The organism is Butyrivibrio sp. WCD2001 (assembly GCF_000424485.1).
Taxonomy (GTDB): domain Bacteria; phylum Bacillota; class Clostridia; order Lachnospirales; family Lachnospiraceae; genus Butyrivibrio.
Genome location: NZ_AUJZ01000016.1, coordinates 44,933 through 63,252, shown reverse-complemented (window position 1 = coordinate 63,252; position 18,320 = coordinate 44,933). Strand labels below are relative to the sequence as shown.

The window sequence follows — 18,320 nt, the reverse complement described above, 5'->3', positions numbered from 1 at the left end:
TCATAAAGCCTGCCCCAAGGGCAAAGTCAATGTGAATATACAACCTTACCTTCGGACAGATATCTTTACAATTATTTTGAATTAGCTTTATACTAGGTTCTATGCAAAAAATAATTTTTCGGGAGGATTTATTATGAACAAAACAAATAAGAAACCACTTATTATAGGAGCGATAATTCTGGTAGTGCTGATAGCTGTATTCGGCGTTGTCTATACTCTGAACAAGCCGACAACACATACCGGTTCTAAAGATATCGTTGTTGAAGTAACCGGAAGCGACGGAAAAACCACTGACTATAAGCTTTCAACCGATGCAGAATATCTAATCCAGGCAATGGATGAACTGTCCTCAAACGGTTCAGGCTTTTCATATTCAGGCTCAGATAGTGAATATGGCATAATGGTTGAATATATCAACGGTGAAAAAGCAATCTATGCTGAAGATGCAGCTTATTGGTCACTTTATGTAAACGGAGAATACGGACAGTATGGCGCTGATTCCCAACCCGTAGAAAGCGGCGACACCTATACATGGGCTTATGAGAAGGCTCAGTAATAAAATAAAAAACTAACTAAGGATCTCACAAAAATGACCGGAAACACAAAACATTTTTCCATTTTAGATATAGCTCAGATAGGAATTATGGTAGCCATAATAGAGGTTTCCAAGTTCGCCCTGAGCGGAATGCCAAACATTGAACTTACGAGTTTTTGGCTCATCATGTTCACGCTTTTCTTTGGATGGAAAATTGTTGCTGTAGTTCCGGTCTTTATTTTGTTGGAAGGCTCCTTATACGGAGTCCATCTATGGTGGATCATGTATCTCTACGCCTGGCCGCTTCTTGTAGCCATAGCGCATATTTTCAGAAAAAATACCTCCGCATTTCTCTGGGGTATCATATCGGGTATATTCGGACTATGTTTTGGTGCTCTGTGCTCCATCCCGTATTTTTTTATCGGATTGTCAACAGGCGGTTTGTCTGCTGGCTTTAGATCTGCCTTTACCTGGTGGGTAGCCGGTATTCCCTGGGATTTCGTGCACTGCGTGGGTAACTTCACAATAATGCTTATTCTTTACCATCCGATATCAAAAGCCATGAAATGGATTCAAAAAGAAACTTTATAGATCATTTGATATATATTCTAATACTGTATTTAGGCATATTCGTCTGTGCCTGCCCACCGACATACTGAGTGTTTCCTACATTATTTTTCCATTGCCCGGATAATAGGCTCCATAGGCGTTATTACCTGCAGATCCGCCAAGATTCGACCAACTAAGCCCTGCTTCACTCGCGCTTGCAGCATCATGCACCCCTGAGTAGTATAATTCGACATACCAAGGAAGTCCTGATAATTCAACGGGTCCTTACGTCAGTTGCCATATTTGCTACATGAGTTGCACTTTTAAAGTGCCGTTCTCAGCCTTCTCTCTTCTCAAGTCTCATCATAAAGATAGAGTACTCATCATTCTGAAAATCAAGATCGGGTGAGTTCTCTCCGCCGCCGTTTGTACTGCGCTTTATCTCGGCGTAGAATTCCTCGCCCTGATTAACGATGTCCATGACAGAAAGAGCAATACCGTTTTCCGAAGCAATAGAACAGAAGTCAGAAAGCGGGTTTGCAGAATTTCTTGTTGCAAGGAGCTTATTTTTCAGGTCTTCGTTTTTTGCAGCAAGTTCCAAAAGTTCATCAAGTTTTTCAGTAATTTCCATAACAACCTCCTATCCTAAAACAGGCAAAGTCCGCCTGTTTTGTAGCGTCTTTGCCTGTACTTAAAATTATAATAACATATCTGTGCAGATTCAGAACCGAATTTTTAGAAAAAATCATACTCCAATTGCAATACAAATTACTCGCACCACCATTGCAACAATCCAAGCCACTGCGCACTGCCATAGCACAACGCACAAAGCATATTTTGCTCCGAGCTCACGCTTAATTGAAGCGATGGCTGCAACGCAGGGTGTATAGAGAAGAGAGAACACCAAAAGCGTAGCTGCAGCGGTAGTTGTAAGCGCGGTTTCAACGCCTCCTTCAAAGAGCACTCCCATAGTGGATACCACGCTCTCCTTAGCAATAAAGCCTGTGATAAGAGAAGTCACAACTCTCCAGTCGCCAAGTCCCAGAGGCTTAAATATCGGAGCAAGAAGCCCTGCTACCGTCGCCAGAATACTCGCGCCGGAATCGCTCACAAGATTAAAGTGAAGGTCAAAACTCTGTAAAAACCACACTGCAATAGTTGCAAGGAAAATTATGGTAAATGCTCTTGTCAAAAAGTCTTTTGCTTTTTCCCATAAAAGCTGCAACACACTCTTTACACCGGGCATTCTGTAGTTTGGAAGCTCCATAACAAACGGAACCGCTTCGCCTTTAAACAAAGTATTCTTGTAAATCAGCGCAATCAGAATTCCCACAAGGATTCCAAGAAGATATAATCCGATAGTTATGATGCCGCCCTGTCTCGGAAAAAATGCGCTTACAAAGAAGGCATAAATAGGCATCTTAGCTGTACAGCTCATAAAGGGCGTAAGCAGAATCGTCATCCTTCTGTCTCGCCTTGACGGAAGCGTCCTGGTCGACATTACCGCAGGAACAGTGCAGCCAAAGCCTATGAGCATCGGTACAATACTTCTTCCGGACAAACCTATTCTTCTCAGAATTTTATCCATAAAGAATGCAACTCTTGCTATGTAACCACTGTCCTCCATAAGGGACAGGAAAAAGAACAAAGTGACAACTATCGGAAGAAAGCTAAGTACACTTCCAACACCTTCAAAAATACCGTTGATCACAAGCCCCTGTATAACCTCGTTAACTCCGGTGGACAGCATCAATGCTTCAACCTGTTCTTTCAGCAAATCTATTCCCGATGCAATGATATCCTGTAAAAAAGGTCCTACCGCAATAAACGTAAGATAAAATACCAGTGCCATAATCAGGATAAAGCAGGGAATGGCAGTCCATTTTCCGGTGAGAATCGCATCGATTTTCTCCGAGCGGATACGCTCCTTGCTCTCTCCCGGCTTAACTACCGTCTGTTCACAGACACGCTCAATGAAATCGTAGCGCATGTCGGCAATAGCAGCGCTTCTGTCCATGCCGCTTTCCTTCTCCATCTGAACAATAGTATGCTCTATCATCTCAAGCTCATTTTCATCAAGATCCAGCTTTTTGAAAACAAGCATATCTCCCTCAATTGCCTTTGTAGTTGCAAATCTTAAGGGAAGTCCGGCTCTCTCCGCGTGGTCCTCGATGATGCTTTGCACGGTGTGGATCGCTCTGTGAATTGCTCCGCCGTGGTCACTCTTTTGGCAGAAGTCCTGCTCAACGGGTTTTTCCTGATAAGTTGCTATGTGAAGAGCATGTCGTATAAGCTCGTCAACGCCTTCGTTTTTGGCTGCGGAAATAGGTACCACCGGCACTCCCAGAAGTTTCTCCATCCCGTTGATGTCGATGGAACCGTTGTTGCCCTTAACCTCATCCATCATGTTAAGTGCCACAACCATAGGGATTCCCATCTCGAGAAGCTGCATTGTAAGATACAGGTTTCTCTCGATGTTCATGGCATCGACGATATTGATAATTGCCTTGGGATGTTCCTGTAAAACGAAGTTTCTGGAAACTATCTCCTCACTGCTGTAAGGCGACATCGAATATATTCCCGGAAGATCCGTCACAAGTGTATCTGGATGCTCCTTTATGGGGCCGTCCTTTCGGTCAACGGTGACGCCGGGGAAATTACCGACATGCTGATTGGAACCCGTCAGCTGATTAAAAAGTGTGGTCTTGCCACAGTTCTGATTCCCCACAAGTGCGAAGGTCAAAAGTGTTCCTTCCGGTAGTTTATGTCCCTCGCCCTCTGTATGATATATTCCGTCTTCACCAAGACCCGGATGTTCCGAATTCTCGATTTTAGTGATTCTGTCGTGCTTGTTCGTACGCTCCGGTATCTTCTCTATCTCGATTTTCTCTGCTTCCGAGAGTCTGAGAGTCAGCTCATATCCGTGAAGCTGCAGCTCCATCGGATCCCCCAGGGGAGCGAATTTTATTACGGTGACTTCAGCACCGGGAATGATTCCCATGTCCAGAAAGTGCTGACGAAGGGCACCGCTTCCTCCTACGGTTTTTATGACGGCCGACTGACCGATGGGTAGTGATTTTAAGTTCATTGATTCTCCTATTTATCCCCTCATCCGGCGCTTCGCGCCACCTTCCCCCCCAAGGGGAAGGCTTATATTTTGGGGCATATTCATTTATGAAAATATGCGCAGGCGATGGCGCCGGGACCTGCATAGGTTCCGATGGTGGCACCAACGTGTGCGATCGGAATGTCGTCGACATCCCCTTGATATATGTGCTTACTGTCCTCTTTGTATTTTAATAAAAGAGCATCAGAAAGCCCTGTATATGCAAGACAGACCGGCTTGTCAAAATCGATTCCGCCGTGCTGATTGATATACTGAATAAGAAGATTGTTGCCGTTTCTGGAGCCTCTTGCCTTACCGACAACATTTACCACGCCGTTATCAATGGTGATAACCGGCTTGATTGAAAGAACTCCACCTGCAAAAGCGGCAGCTGAGGATATACGTCCTCCCATCTTGAGGTACTCGAGAGTATCGAAAACAGAAATAACTCTCGCCTTCTTTTTTTCTTCCTCGATGGTGCTGACCAGTTCTTCAAAGCCCATTCCGGCATCGCGAAGTCTGACTGCGCGCTCAACAATTATATATTGTGATATGCAAAACTGCATAGTATCAACAACATGTACCTTGCCTTCAAATTCATCGGCAGCTATACATGCACTCTGATAACAGCCTGATACAGCATGCGAAAGAGTAAAACAGATAACATTATCGCCCTCTTCCACTGCCTTCCTGAATTCCTCACCATACTCAAAAGGCGGGATCTGACTGGTCTTAGGAAGTTCATCCGATTCAACAAGTCTCTCATAAAACTTATTGTAGGGCATGGTGACGCCGTCAAGGAATTCCTCCTCGCCGAATCTGACCTTGAGAGGAATGACTGTTATTCCCCACTCTTTTGCGGTTTCCTGTGAAATGTCGCTGGCTGAATCAGTTATTATTCTTATTCCCATGATTTTTACCTCATTAATTTCTTACATCAAAAATATGTCAATTAAGTAAAAATGAGTAGCCATTTATCACAGCTACTCAAATTTTACATTTATTGATAAATCAAGTCAAAACATACTCGTATATTTATGACATCTTAGATACATGCTCAAACTGATTTATCATATCCTTATCAGGCTCTGTTGTAAGAAGACTTACAACAACGATTGCAATGATAGCAACTAAAAATGCGGGTGCAAGCTCGTAGAGATTCCATACACCTCCGATTGGTCTTACAAGATATTTCCAGATAAATACCATTGCACCGCCGGCTACCATGCCTGCAATTGTTCCATACTTGTTAGAACGCTTCCAGTAGAGTGACATGATCATTGCAGGTCCGAATACAGCACCAAATCCGGCCCATGCAAAGGATACGATTCCGAATACAGAGCTGTTGGGATTCCAAGCGATTATAACACCGAAAACAGCAACAGCGATAAGTGTAGCTCTTGCAGTCAGCATTGCAGTTGTCTCTGAAAGGCTTATTCCGAGAGTCTCCTGAACGATATTCTCGGACACTGCGGATGAAGCAGCGATAAGCTGTGAGTCTGCGGTGGACATTGTTGAAGCAAGAATACCTGCAATTATCATACCTGCGATAAGAGCAAATACGAAGTTATGCTCACTAATCTGATTGGCAAGTACAACTATAAGTGTCTCTGCCTTGGAAGCACTTGTAGGATCCTCAATAAGAGATTCCAGAACTCCTGACTGAGTCATTGCACGACCTACAATACCAAGAACTACTGCAATACCGAGTGAAAATACAACCCATACGGATGCAATTCTTCTTGAGAGCTTAAGCTCCGAGGATTTACGGACTGCCATGAATCTGAGAAGGATATGCGGCATTCCGAAGTATCCGAGTCCCCAACAGAAGGTTGTAATCTTACTGAAAACACCGTAAGAATCGGCTGAACCCGTCGCATTATTATAAGTGGCATTTACATCAAGGAAGCCCTTCATATTCTCAAGATTGGATGCAACAGCTGACATTCCGCCCGCTGCCACAACTCCGTATCCAACTACGAAAACCAGCGCAGCCGTCATTACGATTGACTGGATAAAGTCAGTCTTGGATGCAGCCAGGAAACCACCGGTTGTCGTATATCCGACGATGATAACAGCTGCAACGATCATTGCCAGCTGATAGTTTACACCAAAAAGTGATGAAAACAGTTTGCCGCAGGCTGAAAAGCCGGAAGCGGTATATGGTACAAAGAAGATCAGAATAAAAGCGGCTCCGATACACAGGATTACATTACTGTCATCCTTGTAACGCTTCTTAAAATAATCCGGAATCGTGATCGCATCCAGCGCCTCTGTGTAATTTCTTAGTCTCTTTGCTGTAAGAAGCCAGTTGAGATAAGTACCTACAATAAGACCGAACGCTGTCCATCCGGCATCAGCGATACCTGAGAAATATGCAACTCCGGGAACACCCATGAGCAGGTAAGAACTCATGTCAGATGCCTCAGCACTCATAGCTGTTACGAAGGGTCCGAGCTTTCTTCCGCCAAGATAAAAATCCTTGACGTCATTGGTATCCTTTGAACTTACAAAACCTACGAGCAGCATTCCGGACAGATAGACCAGAATCGAAATGATAATTCCAATTTGTGAGAGTGTCATTTTCCAATCCCCTTTTCCTTTTTTCATAATGATAAAACGCTTTATCATTTTAACACATTAAAGGATTAAAGAAAACTATTTTATAACACAATCCTTTCAGATCAGCTTGCAAGGTCTCTTCTGTTATAATTCCAAAAAGCAAATACCACACAAAGTACAAGAACTACAGCAGCAGTTACCAGCGCCTTAGCCGGCGTTTCCGTCTCAGTAAAAATCTCTGCGGCATTACAATAAGAATACGGTCCCACAAAGAGGTAATCCTTAAGATCCGGCACAACTCTTCCCATCACATCATAGCTGTAGCAAAGAAGCGCGATTCCAAGCCCAAGGCCTATCCTATTCTTCCCTGCAAGTGATGATAATCCAAAGCAGATTCCCGCAATCTCAGCATTCATGAGAAGCTGCGTCCCCATAAAGGTAAAGAACTGGTCCATAGGCATCTCCTCGCCGAGTATATTAAAACCAATGACATAAAAACCGGTGCATACAGCTGTGAAAATAATGATCATAATGGCAACGCAAAGCCCCTTCGCAGCTATTATCCTTGACCTTGAAAGAGGAAGTGAAAACAGGAACTCGCCGCTATGTCCATCCTCTTCCTTTGATATGATGCTTATTGCTGTAATCGCTGCAAACATTCCGCTTCCAAGTCCGTGAACCGCACCGATCTCTGTTGAAAAATATCCCTTCAGGGTTGCAATACTTAAGGTACTCATTCCAAAGGCGTCCGAAAATGCCCCCATGTTGGAAAAGGCATCAGCCATTTCCTTCATATCTCCCTGCATTGAATCGTAAAGCAGTATGCAGAAAAGCCCGAGTATTCCAACCGAAAGGCTCCATATAAGCAGATTCTTAAAATTCTGAATCAATTCTCTTTTTAAAACCGTTCTCATGATTCTTCCTCCTCGTCCTCGTAAAAACTCAAAAATGTCTCATCATCAATATGCGGCGACTCAAGCATGGTTAGTCTCCCCTCCCGCATTATTGCTGCATGCCTGCAGTACTTATCTACCTCTGACAGCACATGGGTGGAAAGAAGACAGGTGGCTCCCTTATCAACGTACTCATTTATAAGTGAGAAAAAATGCTTCTGGATAAGAGGGTCAAGTCCGCTCGTTGGCTCATCGAATACGAAGAGCTTGGGCTTATGCTGCATGGCACAGGTGATGCTGACCTTTTTCCGATTTCCAAGTGAAAGCTGTTTAATTCTCTTTGTTGTATCGAGCTTTAATCTCTCGCAGATTTTTCCTGCTTCTTCCGAGTAATCACCGCCTCTAACATCAGCGGCATATTTTATAACATCGGACACCCTCATTGAATCGTAGAACCATGCTTCAGATGGCATGTAACCTACTTCCCGGAGGATCTTTTCATGATCACGGACGCTGTCCATTCCAAGTATATTTATGCTTCCGGACTGAAATTTAAGAAACCCGAGCATGGAACGTATCGTGGTGGATTTCCCCGCTCCGTTTGGTCCGATGAACCCGAAAATATCCCCTTCTTCCACGCTGAGTGAAACATCTATAACGCCCCTGCTTTTTCCGTAGCTCTTTGTAAGATTATTTATCTCTATTACTTTCTTACTCATAACGCACCCCTTCCTTTTTTACTGTTTTTCCTCTCTATAATTAACAAATATCAGAAATAAAAAACGGGAACAATATCTGTTCCCGTAAGGTGCACAATTTCGCCGCTATCATTCACTTTTTTTATGTCTGGTCTGGAATAATTTAAGATCTTCGTTGAGCTTTTTATCATCAATCCGGCGCTTTGATCTGTAGATCAGGAAGACACAGAAGTAAGTGAAAAGGATGTATGCCGCAAAGATTAAGGTGACAATGATGTTCCTGTCAAACCAGTTTCCAAACCAGGAAACCACTGAGTAGAGCGCCGTACATATGATCATTCCGGCCACTTTTTTTACCCCCATACTATCGGCCTCATCGAAGTTCCAGAGCACGTACACCTGAATGTAACCTATGATGTAGCAGGTAAAGATGAGCACGGTCATATGCAGAATACTTGCATCAAAGATGCCGTTCAGCATCCTGTAGCAGCAATAGTAAAAGAGAATCGCAAAAAAATACAGGCAGGCCTTGAACTCTATTCCGATTTCCTTTGTAAGATACAGTTCCCAGAGGGTGATTTTTTTTTCGTCCTTCATACTACCGTTCTCCCTTCAATAGTCTTCTGAAATCCGATGCATAACGCCTTGAAATAATAATGTGCTCACCGCCCTCCATAGTTGCATCGATGCGATTTGAGGACAGACTCTTTAGCGCCGTAACTCTGTTGACATTCAGAACCATCGACTTGCTGCATCTGAAAAAACTCCCATCGTCCATATCTGTCATAAATGAGTTTAATGAACCATCGATTTTCAGGACCTTGTCCCCGGAATAGGCAAATAATTTGTCATCGACAGATTCAAGGTATAAGAGCTCTTCGATGTTAATACATTCCGTTCCGGTCTCGGTTTTGCCCCACAGTCTGCTGCCGGTACCTTCAAGAATCCCTATTATTTTGTTTAGATCAGGAGTAAGCTCTTTGTATCTTATAACGATACTTTCCTCGCCCTCGCTGATTTTTTGGATGTCTGTTTTCATGTCACCGCTTGTCCATATCAATAAATTCCAGAATAATCACCGCAAGAGCTGCATATATTATTGTCCAGATTATCAGCCATATCCAGCACTTAACGACTACCCCTCTGTCAAAATTAAAGTCAGGATTCTGATTCAGCGAACCTGATTCCTTAAGAATTGCATCGCGCTGATCGTTTTCCTCAATCATCTTGAAGGCTTCCAAAAGAGGCTTTTCTCCCTCTACCTCGTAGTCCTTCATTTTCAGAGCGTTATTCCATACAGAAACCATCGGGAGGGAGTTGTAATTTCCCTGCGCACATAGGGCTGTAAGCCCCCACTTTGTAACAGTGATATTGGTAAAGGGCATAGCCTGCTCCGGAAGATTAAAAAAGCTGCCTGAAAACAAGAGCTGTACAATCAGCATAAATGGCATTATCGTCATGGCAGTTGTCGTAGTTCTTGCAAAGGATGATATAAGAAGTGCCAGCATATCGGCAGCATAGGTTATAAGAAAAAGTGTTATTCCTATATCAACAAGAGGCCACGCTGTGAAGAGGCTCTCTGAAGGCATCTTAACTTTCATAAAGATGCATACGTTTATGGTTATCACAACCTGCGCAAGACATAACAGTGCCTGATAGATCATGTGCGCCGCCACATAGGAACTGATGTGCATTCCCGATCTATGTTCTCTTTTTACAATTGCCCGCTCTCTGCATATCATCTGGATTGAGTTGAAAAAGCCGTTCCATACACATATACATGCGAGGGCGAACGTGCCCATAAGAGTACCTTCCATGGTAACAAAGATATTATTTCCCACCGCAAAGGAAACAAGTCCTGCTATAACCGCTGACATCGGTAGCACCTTCCAGTCATTCTGGAAAAGAAACATTCTGAAAAGCTTTCCAAGATAAATAAAGGTCTGTATAAAACGTCCGGTGTGTCTTAATCTCACTTTTCTCATACCATCACCCCACATTTTCCTTTACTCTGTCAGCATACTTTTCAACAAACTCATCTGCTTTTCCTTCTCCGCCTTCATCCTTCTGGTTTATGGTAAGAAGGATATCCTCCATGGAATCCTTACCGAAAAATTCATAAGCTTCATTTACAGGTCCGTACCAGGCAAGGCGGCCTGTCCTCGTCTGATCCTTGGCAAGAACTATTACATCATCAAAAAGATCTATTACTCTGTCGGGAGTATGAGTAATTACTACCACAATTTTCCCCTCGTCGGCAATCTGCCTAAGTTTCTCAAAAAGATTCCTCGCCACAACACCGTCAAGTCCCGAATCCGGCTCATCAAGAATAAACAGCGTGGGATCGGATATAAACTCCATTGCAATGGAAAGTCTCTTGCGCTGTCCGCCGGAGAGCTTCTCGACAAGATTGTTCTTAACCGAGGCAAGGCCAAACTGTTCAAGAACCTCTTCCACTCTCTTCATCCTGTCCTGAAACGATATATTTGAAGGTAATCTCAGCGTTGCTGCATCACTAAGAGTCATAAGAACCGTATCATTCCCCCTCATCAAATCCTGCTGCGGAACAAAGCCGATATCATACTTCATACTTGTATAGTCTTTATAAACATCCTCAGAATCAAGCTTTATTTCAGCATCGGCCTGCTCATAACCGGTAACTGCATTCAGGTAAGTTGTTTTTCCTGCTCCGGAACCGCCAAGAAGAAGTACCATATGTCCCTTGGGAATAGTCATATGGATATCTTTTAAAAGGACTTTTCTCTTGAAGAAATCGATTACCGATCTGTTCCTGATATTAACCGTAAGTCCCTCATCAGCTACTGTAATATCTTCGCCAAACTCCTTTGCTCCTTCAATATCCCTAAGATCCTGTACTTTTCGAGTCGGTACAAGTTTTTTCGAAAAGCCCCAATAAAGAACAGTAAACCATTCCAAAAATATGAATAGCCATATCCATCTTTTTCTTCTGCCAAAGACATCAATAAGTCCCAGATATATCTTTATCTCAAAAATAACCTGAGCTACCGCAATCCCGACTAAGGGTATTGCGAGTAGTGCCAGGAGCATGTCATGTCCATTTAGTAAAGCAATAGCTATTCCAATCACATATATCAGGCATGACAGAATAGTATATGTTCTGCCCTCTTTCTCTTTATCTGCGCACAGGCTTAAATGATATTCTCTGAGCACAGGGATAAACGCCCATCGCTTTTGCACTCCGCACTTCTCGAATATTTTCATATATCCGATGCTGACTAATATGAAAGAGACTCCATCTCTGACACAATTCAATACTGTATTCATAGTATCTATATTTATATTCATATAGAGCACGCTCCTTTTCATACTGATATATATCAAATATACCATAAAGCGTTTATATTATTACCACTATACGTTCTGAATTTTATATAAATTTTTTCCGTTCTCAATTTCATTAAAAACGCCTGACAGCAGACATTTTACCGCTGTCAGGCATATATAAGAGAAAAGATATGGAAAAGCTTATTTAATCCAGAGTGCTGTAAAAGCTGTCAATATTCTCCTCAGGGAGCTTTACCGGCTCCCAGCCGTAATCCTTATACTGGGTAATCTCAAGGTTATTGGCTGCTACATAATTGGCAATGATCTGTGCTCTTGTCTTCTCTTTAGCCTCTGTATCTTCATTCATTTTTGTGAACTCATCATAGTGCTTACCGAATATCTTCTTTGCTGTAGGTGTATAATCGGATCCATCTTCAACCATCTCAAACTCGGTAACCTCATAGCCTTCATCTGTGCTCTTGATGTGAATACATCCGGGGAAGGATCCGCCGGATACCATCTCCAACGTATCTCCATTCAGTTCATAGTTGTAATACCAGAAATCACCCCATACCTTTATATCATTCTTGTCGCTCTCATCCTCAGCCACAATGTTCAGACAAGGAATTCCGACATCCGCTTTTTCAAAATGCTGACCGCACTCATCGATGATGTACTGATAAAGGACTGAATAAAAAAGTTCAGGTCCCGGATACTCGTATGCCGGAAGTACTGATGCCTTTGCCATATCAGCTTCGGGATCTTCCGTATTCTCATCCATAGTCTCTACAGAAGCCTGCGCTGTAGCTGCTTCTGCCACCTCTTCCTCATCTATTGTTTCAATGTTTTCAGTATTCTCTTCCACGTTATTATCTTGTGTAAAAGGGTTCTCTGCGCTTCCGCAGCCTGCAACCAAAACCATTGAACATATTAAAGCTATCGCTGTTTTCTTCATCATTACTTTTTTCCTCCTGGATCTGTTGAATGAACGGAAATGTGTTTTACTGATTACACAATACCAAAATAATTATCACACAACTTGCACACTGCCGGTTATAAACATTTTCATAAAAATCTTAAAAGAATCTTCAGAATTTAATTGAACAAAAATGACCAATTTAATGGTATATTTATATCTGTGTATTTAAAACACATATTTATTTGAGGGGACAATAAAATGGGGGTATTTATTTACGGACATGGATGAAGAAGTTAAAAAGGGGTATTTTTCTGTACTACGGCTGGGATTTCTAATAGCAGCTGTAATTTTCGTTGCACTTACAGGTGTTCTGTTTTTTATTTCAAGCAGATATCAAAAATATGAAACAGTTCAGGCTTATATCACAGATGTAAGCTCCAGATACAGAACTACCGATAAGGGGCTCTGCACTGAATATACTTATATGGTTCATTGGTTCTATGATGGGAAATGGCATGTTTCCAAAGAATTATCAGAAGAAATTGAGCCTGATATCAATCTTTCCCAAGTCAAGGTGAATCCTGCAACTCAGAAAATAATGATGAAGGATACCGGGGCGTTTTTAGTAGGCGCTATCGCAGCATTGATTGTTGCTATATTATGTCTTATCGCTTTTATATCACTCACTGTAATCACAAAAACACGTGAAAAAGAGTTCACCGGCGAAAACGGACTCCTTGGCGAGAAAGCAGCATTAACTGAATAAGTATTAAAAAAATGTTAAAAATGGCAGTTTTAATCAACTGCCATTTTTTTACGTTGTATAATTAAAAGTAGTGTGCAATTTTGTTATTGTACTTATGCAGCCTTTCGACGCGGAGGATTATGCTATGACGATGGTACCGATAGAGGTTCAGATTAAACCTTTTATTTTTTTAATACTGTTCATAAGCTTTTTGTCATTAAACATTATATATTCCAAGACCAATGAAAACATTGGTAACAAAAGAGAGATACATGCGTTTAAGGGCATGCTTGTGTCTTTTATGGTCTATATTTTGGAAGATTTAAGGCTTCTTTTCGGGGATAGCTTTTACTCTGCATTGCCAAGGCCTGTTGTGCTTTTTATTATGTCTACGGGTTTTACCTCCATGTCGTTTGCATGCTTTTTCTGGTTCCTTCATGTACGCGCCAATCTGAACAGGCCATCAAATTTCACAAAAATATGCTCTCTGAACTTTTGGTCTGTTCTGATACACATTCCTTTATTTCTGGTTCTTATACTGCTTTATACTCCCCTGCACGTATTTGTCTATGAGCTTTCAGGAAACGGCCCTGTCTTCAAACCCATGCTTTCTTTTATATTGTTGATGGATTATGTCTATCTGATTGCTGCTACCGGCATCTCCATTCACAACAGAAGGCTTGCCAAAACCAGGCATGAGAAAAAGAAATATAACAGCCAGATTATTTTCATACTGTTTTTTACCATCAATGGCATTCTGATAGCATTCTTAATGAATCTCCCTGCCATAGAATTATGTGTTATTCCGGTCGTTTTGAAACTTTTTGTAGAATTACAGGATTCGCAGATTTATACAGATGCTCTTACCAAGCTGTATAATCGCAGGCGTATGGCTGATATCATAAATGAAGAACTCGCCACCTGCAGTGCGGATGATCCGCTAACCATTATCATGGTTGATCTGGATTATTTTAAGAGTATTAACGATATTCTTGGACACGACGAAGGAGACAAGGCTCTGGTTGCCATATCCAAAGCCATGCGCAAAATCCTCCTGCCAAGAAATGCCGTTGCTGCAAGATGGGGTGGAGATGAATTTGTCATCGCTGGGAAAGATGCAGAGCTTGCTTCCGAATTCAGGAATCTACTCTCAAATGCCCTTGAAGATGATAAAACTCTAAGCTACACCCCAATATTCAGCACAGGTACTTATATATGTACTTCCCCTGCCACACCCTTCGAGCAGGCTCTGTCCAATGCGGATTCTGCCCTGTACAAGGACAAGGAAGAACGTCATAAGACCTCCGGCGACTTTATAACGAGACTGAATGAAATTAAAAAAGGATCATGAATCAAAGAACTGACGTCCATCGTCAGTAACAGCTCTATCTGACTGAGGATACTCAAAGATTGCCTGATTATCCGCATTCTTCTCAAGATAGTCAGCAAACTTTTCAGCATGCAGCTTGGCAAGCCAGAGATTGTGCATAAGGTAATTGCCGCAGTTTTCCTCATTGGTTCCCGGAACACTGTCAAAATCCGCACAAGATTTAAACGCTCTGAGAAGAAGGTCGTGTATCTCCTTAGGCGCACGACCACCCTTTAAAATGAGATAAAATCCTGTGAGGCAACCCATCGGTCCCCAGTAGATTACTTCATTTTTCCAATCAGGGTCGTTTCGAAGATATGTTGCAATAAGATGCTCAAGTGTGTGCATTGCAGCTACATCTACAAAAGGCTCCCTATTAGGTCTTGTAACCCTTATATCATATGTTGTAATAACATTTCCACCGATCTCATCCTGTCTGCTGATGAAAATACCGGGGACTATTTTTGTGTGATCAACTGAAAAACTCGGTATTAAATCCATTTTGTTCCTCCAAAATAATAAAAAATCGTTACGATTGAATTATATGAAATTATGGTATCGGTTACAACATATTAGTTGCCTTTTATCATTTTTCGAATAAGCATCTTTATTCGATATACTTATATCTTTTCATGAACTGACCTGAAATCAGGCAAAGTGATGCTCCAAATACTCCAAGTATAAACATCATAAGTGCTGCTCCCGAGCCTTTTCCTTCTCCGAAAAGAGTTGTCAGGAAAGGGTTGCTGCCGTTAAATGCCATAAACGGTTCGCAGATACTGTCCACGAAGAATCCTCCAAGGAATAATCCAATGGGAATAGTAAAAAACTGAAGCGTATTTCTGCACGCATACACTCTTCCCTGAAGTTCCACAGGAATGTTGTTACGCATGATAACATTCTGGTTTGCCGCCATCAGAGGAACAAACACCCAGCCGATAAATTGAGCGACACACCAAATAATCGGATTTCTTGTAAACGCCAAAACTAAGTTTTCTATTCCAAGAGAAAAGAGCATTGTAAGATAGATAACTCTTACTCTGTCCTTAGGTTTTGGAAGTACTGTAGGCAAAAAGCTTCCTATTACCATTGCTATTCCGGAGCATGCCGTCACAATTCCAAGGGCATTATTCCCGGCCCGTGGAATCACAAGTGCAGGCAGTACCGCATCAAAGGCTGATGCTGTAAGATTCACTCCCGACATAAAAAGGATTACACAGAGTATAAGCGGATTATGCTTCAGGAAGGATAATCCCTCTTTTGCGAGTGCAAGTACGTTACCATCATTCTTACCGTTTCCTGAAATCTCAGGCAGTTTAATGAAGAATAAAAGTGCTGCAAACGCAATCGCAAATGTCAAAAGGTCAACAGCTATAACCAGGTCAAGGCCTGCGAGTCCATAAAGAGCTGCAGCAATCAGCGGATTCCCGATAGAGATAAGGGATCTGGATAACTGCTGTAGTCCACTGGTTTTCTGATACTCGTCCTTAGGTATAATCAGTGTATATGCCACTTCCGAGGCAGGCTGCTGAACTGTATTCATAAGTCCTGACACCATGTTTATGGCATACAGATGCCACATAGTCAGAAGATCTGTCTTATAGAGCACGAATACCAGTACCGTAGTCATGGCTGCCATCAAATCGCATACAAGCATCGTCTTCTTTTTATCGAACTTATCTGTGAGCGCCCCTGCAAAAATGCTCATGATAACGTAAGGCGCATAGGTACAGATGGTAAGCGTTGCCGTACTCAAAGCAGACCCTGTTTTTTCATAGAGCCATAAGGTCAGCGCAAAACTTGTTATAGCGCTTCCAAGCTGTGACAGACTCTGTGTGCTCCAAAGTATATAAAAATCACGTAATTTATTTATTCTGTTTTTCATTGTATTTAGCTCCTTTTTCTTAATCTTACTTTAGTGAAAAAGGAGCACCTGCACCGCAGATGACCATAGCATGCCTCCTTTAGATTAAATATATTTTCTATAAAGCTTTTATGAAAACATTCTGAAAACCCACATAATCATTCTATTAAGGTGCACATACTGTTATAAAAATTTCATTTGATAATGTCAAATGATATCAAAAATGAGGGTGAGGTGGTTTTTTGCTATCAGTTCTCTGCACTGGCATCAAACATCTCCAGAGTCTTCTTCATGTTTTCTTCGAACTGCTCTGCGGGAACAATCGCCATTCCCACCTCATCGGTGAGAACGATAAGTCTCTGTCCGCCGCTAAGTCCAAACATATCCCTTACGCCTTTTGGAATAACTATCTGACCTCTGTCACTAATAGTCACAGTTCCCCATATATTCTTACCCTTGGGCGGCGGAGGAATCATTCCGATTCCGTCTTCGCTACTGGTTTTTAAAAGATTATCAACTGTTGTCTCATAGACCTCCGCAAGGAGAGCACATTTCTCCACATCAGGAATAGTAAGTCCCTTTTCCCACTTGGCATAGGCCTGCCTGGAAATCCCGATTTTTTCTGCAATCTCCTCCTGCGAATAGCCATGAATTCTTCTAAGCATAATGAGATTATCTTTTAGCATAATTCTCCCCTCTTAAATATCTACACGTTCAAAATCCCTACAAGCCTTATGATACGCCAGAATAGTGATTATCACAAATAAATGTCAATGCCCTTTATGCTTCTCTATCTTTTTTAGCTGCTTTAATTCAAATTGCCTTTGTTTTTCCTCTTCTACTTGCTGCCTGCTTTTGATTTTTCGCGCAATCTTCATTTCCTCCCGCTGTAGTTGCAACGCTTGCTGTGATTTAGTACCAATTCCTGTGCATCTCATTTGCTTCGCAGCATCTCTCTGCCTGCGCTTTGGATTATCTTTTATCTCTTTAATTGTTGCATCTACTGCAGGGCTGAACTCAAGATCATAGTAGTGTCGTAGCACAAACTCCCATATATCATAATCCTTTGGTTCAGCACCAAATGTAACTTTACAAACAGATAGTTTTCCCTCATAAAAGCGTTCAAAAACCCCAACCCAGAAAGGATCATCGAAGTATACTGTGAGATTCACACTGGTTCTACTCATCCTCTGTGACAGAGCTCCTTACTTTCATTTTTCATAGCTATATTTCTCATCCTCTCTACAAAGTCGAAGTACATTTCTCTTACCGGTCTATCTGAATATATCCTATCATTTCCATAAAAAAGCAGGCCCAAATACACTTATTTGAGCCTGTTCTGCACTTATATTTTTATATTCAGATAGAAGGCGCTAACACATTATCTCTACAAATTCTTTAGGTTAGAATCGCTGTAAGGTCAAACGAAAAAGCAGCTTGAATTATAACAATAACTGCCCTTTCGTTTGATCTTATTGCGATTTAACCTAAAGAATTTCTAAAGCTCACATACCATGATGAATTCCTCATCATTTTCATTCATGATCCTCGTCCAGACAGCCCCAACTATTTTTCCGTCGTGGATCGCGACGAGGCAGTTGTCTCCAGACTTTGTACCGAAACCATCAGTGTATACGCGCAGCTCCGGTTTCTCTACAATATCTCTCGAAGGCGGCTCCACACCTTCCGGAATGAATATGGCTTCATATAAAAAGTCTTTGAGAAGGCCGAGTTCGTTTTCCCGAATACAACGGAACTCTATTGCGTTCTTCAT

At 42.0% G+C, this 18,320-nt stretch carries 20 protein-coding genes; 4 read left to right on the top strand and 16 right to left on the bottom strand.

The genetic code is table 11. From position 1 onward, the window contains the following. The first annotated feature begins 133 nt into the window (after nucleotides 1-133). On the top strand, nucleotides 134-556 hold the full coding sequence (locus G630_RS0113570; protein ID WP_022762580.1) for a DUF4430 domain-containing protein: 423 nt from the start codon (nucleotides 134-136) through the stop codon (nucleotides 554-556). A 33-nt stretch (nucleotides 557-589) separates the two neighbouring features. Next, nucleotides 590-1,126 (top strand): hypothetical protein, encoded by a 537-nt coding sequence (locus tag G630_RS0113565; RefSeq protein WP_022762579.1) that lies wholly within the window; start codon nucleotides 590-592, stop codon nucleotides 1,124-1,126. Between the two features lie 295 nt (nucleotides 1,127-1,421). Here G630_RS0113565 and G630_RS0113555 read toward each other — a convergent pair whose 3' ends face one another. The 11 genes from G630_RS0113555 to G630_RS0113505 form a co-directional block, all read right to left on the bottom strand. Further along, on the bottom strand, nucleotides 1,422-1,715 hold the full coding sequence (locus tag G630_RS0113555; RefSeq protein WP_022762577.1) for a hypothetical protein: 294 nt from the start codon (nucleotides 1,713-1,715) through the stop codon (nucleotides 1,422-1,424). A gap of 114 nt (nucleotides 1,716-1,829) precedes the next feature. Beyond that, nucleotides 1,830-4,172 carry a ferrous iron transport protein B gene (gene feoB, locus G630_RS0113550; RefSeq protein WP_026498897.1) on the bottom strand — a complete coding sequence of 781 codons (2,343 nt, stop codon included), beginning with the start codon at nucleotides 4,170-4,172 and terminating at the stop codon, nucleotides 1,830-1,832. Nucleotides 4,173-4,252: 80 nt separating this feature from the next. Continuing rightward, entirely contained in the window at nucleotides 4,253-5,101 is an 849-nt protein-coding gene (locus tag G630_RS0113545; protein ID WP_022762575.1) for a DegV family protein, read from the bottom strand. A 124-nt stretch (nucleotides 5,102-5,225) separates the two neighbouring features. Beyond that, complete coding sequence (locus tag G630_RS0113540) at nucleotides 5,226-6,773, bottom strand: sodium/proline symporter (RefSeq protein WP_026498896.1); 1,548 nt, start codon at nucleotides 6,771-6,773, stop codon at nucleotides 5,226-5,228. Nucleotides 6,774-6,874: 101 nt separating this feature from the next. Continuing rightward, the gene (locus tag G630_RS0113535; RefSeq protein ID WP_022762573.1) at nucleotides 6,875-7,666 is read right to left on the bottom strand and encodes an ABC transporter permease subunit; all 792 of its coding nucleotides are present in this window, start codon (nucleotides 7,664-7,666) and stop codon (nucleotides 6,875-6,877) included. Then, the gene (locus tag G630_RS0113530) at nucleotides 7,663-8,364 is read right to left on the bottom strand and encodes an ABC transporter ATP-binding protein (RefSeq protein ID WP_026498895.1); all 702 of its coding nucleotides are present in this window, start codon (nucleotides 8,362-8,364) and stop codon (nucleotides 7,663-7,665) included. Before G630_RS0113530 ends, G630_RS0113535 begins: the two co-directional genes overlap by 4 nt. A gap of 108 nt (nucleotides 8,365-8,472) precedes the next feature. Continuing rightward, the gene (locus tag G630_RS0113525; protein ID WP_026498894.1) at nucleotides 8,473-8,940 is read right to left on the bottom strand and encodes a DUF3021 family protein; all 468 of its coding nucleotides are present in this window, start codon (nucleotides 8,938-8,940) and stop codon (nucleotides 8,473-8,475) included. Nucleotide 8,941: 1 nt separating this feature from the next. Beyond that, nucleotides 8,942-9,382 carry a LytTR family DNA-binding domain-containing protein gene (locus G630_RS0113520; protein ID WP_044959344.1) on the bottom strand — a complete coding sequence of 147 codons (441 nt, stop codon included), beginning with the start codon at nucleotides 9,380-9,382 and terminating at the stop codon, nucleotides 8,942-8,944. A gap of 1 nt (nucleotide 9,383) precedes the next feature. Then, nucleotides 9,384-10,328 (bottom strand): ABC transporter permease, encoded by a 945-nt coding sequence (locus G630_RS0113515; protein ID WP_026498892.1) that lies wholly within the window; start codon nucleotides 10,326-10,328, stop codon nucleotides 9,384-9,386. A gap of 4 nt (nucleotides 10,329-10,332) precedes the next feature. After that, nucleotides 10,333-11,670 (bottom strand): ABC transporter ATP-binding protein, encoded by a 1,338-nt coding sequence (locus tag G630_RS0113510; protein ID WP_242829936.1) that lies wholly within the window; start codon nucleotides 11,668-11,670, stop codon nucleotides 10,333-10,335. A 184-nt stretch (nucleotides 11,671-11,854) separates the two neighbouring features. Continuing rightward, complete coding sequence (locus tag G630_RS0113505) at nucleotides 11,855-12,607, bottom strand: hypothetical protein (protein ID WP_026498890.1); 753 nt, start codon at nucleotides 12,605-12,607, stop codon at nucleotides 11,855-11,857. 241 nt (nucleotides 12,608-12,848) lie between these two features. On the opposite strand from G630_RS0113505, the gene G630_RS0113500 reads away from it, so the two are divergent. Both G630_RS0113500 and G630_RS23725 read left to right on the top strand, forming a co-directional pair. After that, nucleotides 12,849-13,334 (top strand): hypothetical protein, encoded by a 486-nt coding sequence (locus tag G630_RS0113500; RefSeq protein ID WP_026498889.1) that lies wholly within the window; start codon nucleotides 12,849-12,851, stop codon nucleotides 13,332-13,334. Between the two features lie 124 nt (nucleotides 13,335-13,458). Then, nucleotides 13,459-14,664, top strand: a complete 1,206-nt coding sequence (locus G630_RS23725; RefSeq protein ID WP_049946217.1) for a GGDEF domain-containing protein — start codon at nucleotides 13,459-13,461, stop codon at nucleotides 14,662-14,664. On the opposite strand, the gene G630_RS0113490 is transcribed toward G630_RS23725, so the two are convergent. From G630_RS0113490 to G630_RS21925, 5 genes are all read right to left on the bottom strand, one after another. Beyond that, the gene (locus G630_RS0113490; protein WP_026498888.1) at nucleotides 14,659-15,183 is read right to left on the bottom strand and encodes an S-ribosylhomocysteine lyase; all 525 of its coding nucleotides are present in this window, start codon (nucleotides 15,181-15,183) and stop codon (nucleotides 14,659-14,661) included. The two genes, G630_RS23725 and G630_RS0113490, sit on opposite strands and share 6 nt — an antisense overlap. A 106-nt stretch (nucleotides 15,184-15,289) precedes the next feature. Continuing rightward, complete coding sequence (locus G630_RS0113485; protein WP_026498887.1) at nucleotides 15,290-16,567, bottom strand: MFS transporter; 1,278 nt, start codon at nucleotides 16,565-16,567, stop codon at nucleotides 15,290-15,292. 227 nt (nucleotides 16,568-16,794) lie between these two features. After that, nucleotides 16,795-17,232: a helix-turn-helix domain-containing protein gene (locus G630_RS0113480; RefSeq protein WP_022762562.1), complete on the bottom strand. Its 438-nt coding sequence runs from the start codon at nucleotides 17,230-17,232 to the stop codon at nucleotides 16,795-16,797. Between the two features lie 84 nt (nucleotides 17,233-17,316). Further along, nucleotides 17,317-17,733 (bottom strand): YjdF family protein, encoded by a 417-nt coding sequence (locus G630_RS0113475; protein ID WP_026498886.1) that lies wholly within the window; start codon nucleotides 17,731-17,733, stop codon nucleotides 17,317-17,319. Between the two features lie 311 nt (nucleotides 17,734-18,044). Beyond that, on the bottom strand, nucleotides 18,045-18,320 hold the full coding sequence (locus G630_RS21925) for a hypothetical protein (RefSeq protein WP_022762559.1): 276 nt from the start codon (nucleotides 18,318-18,320) through the stop codon (nucleotides 18,045-18,047).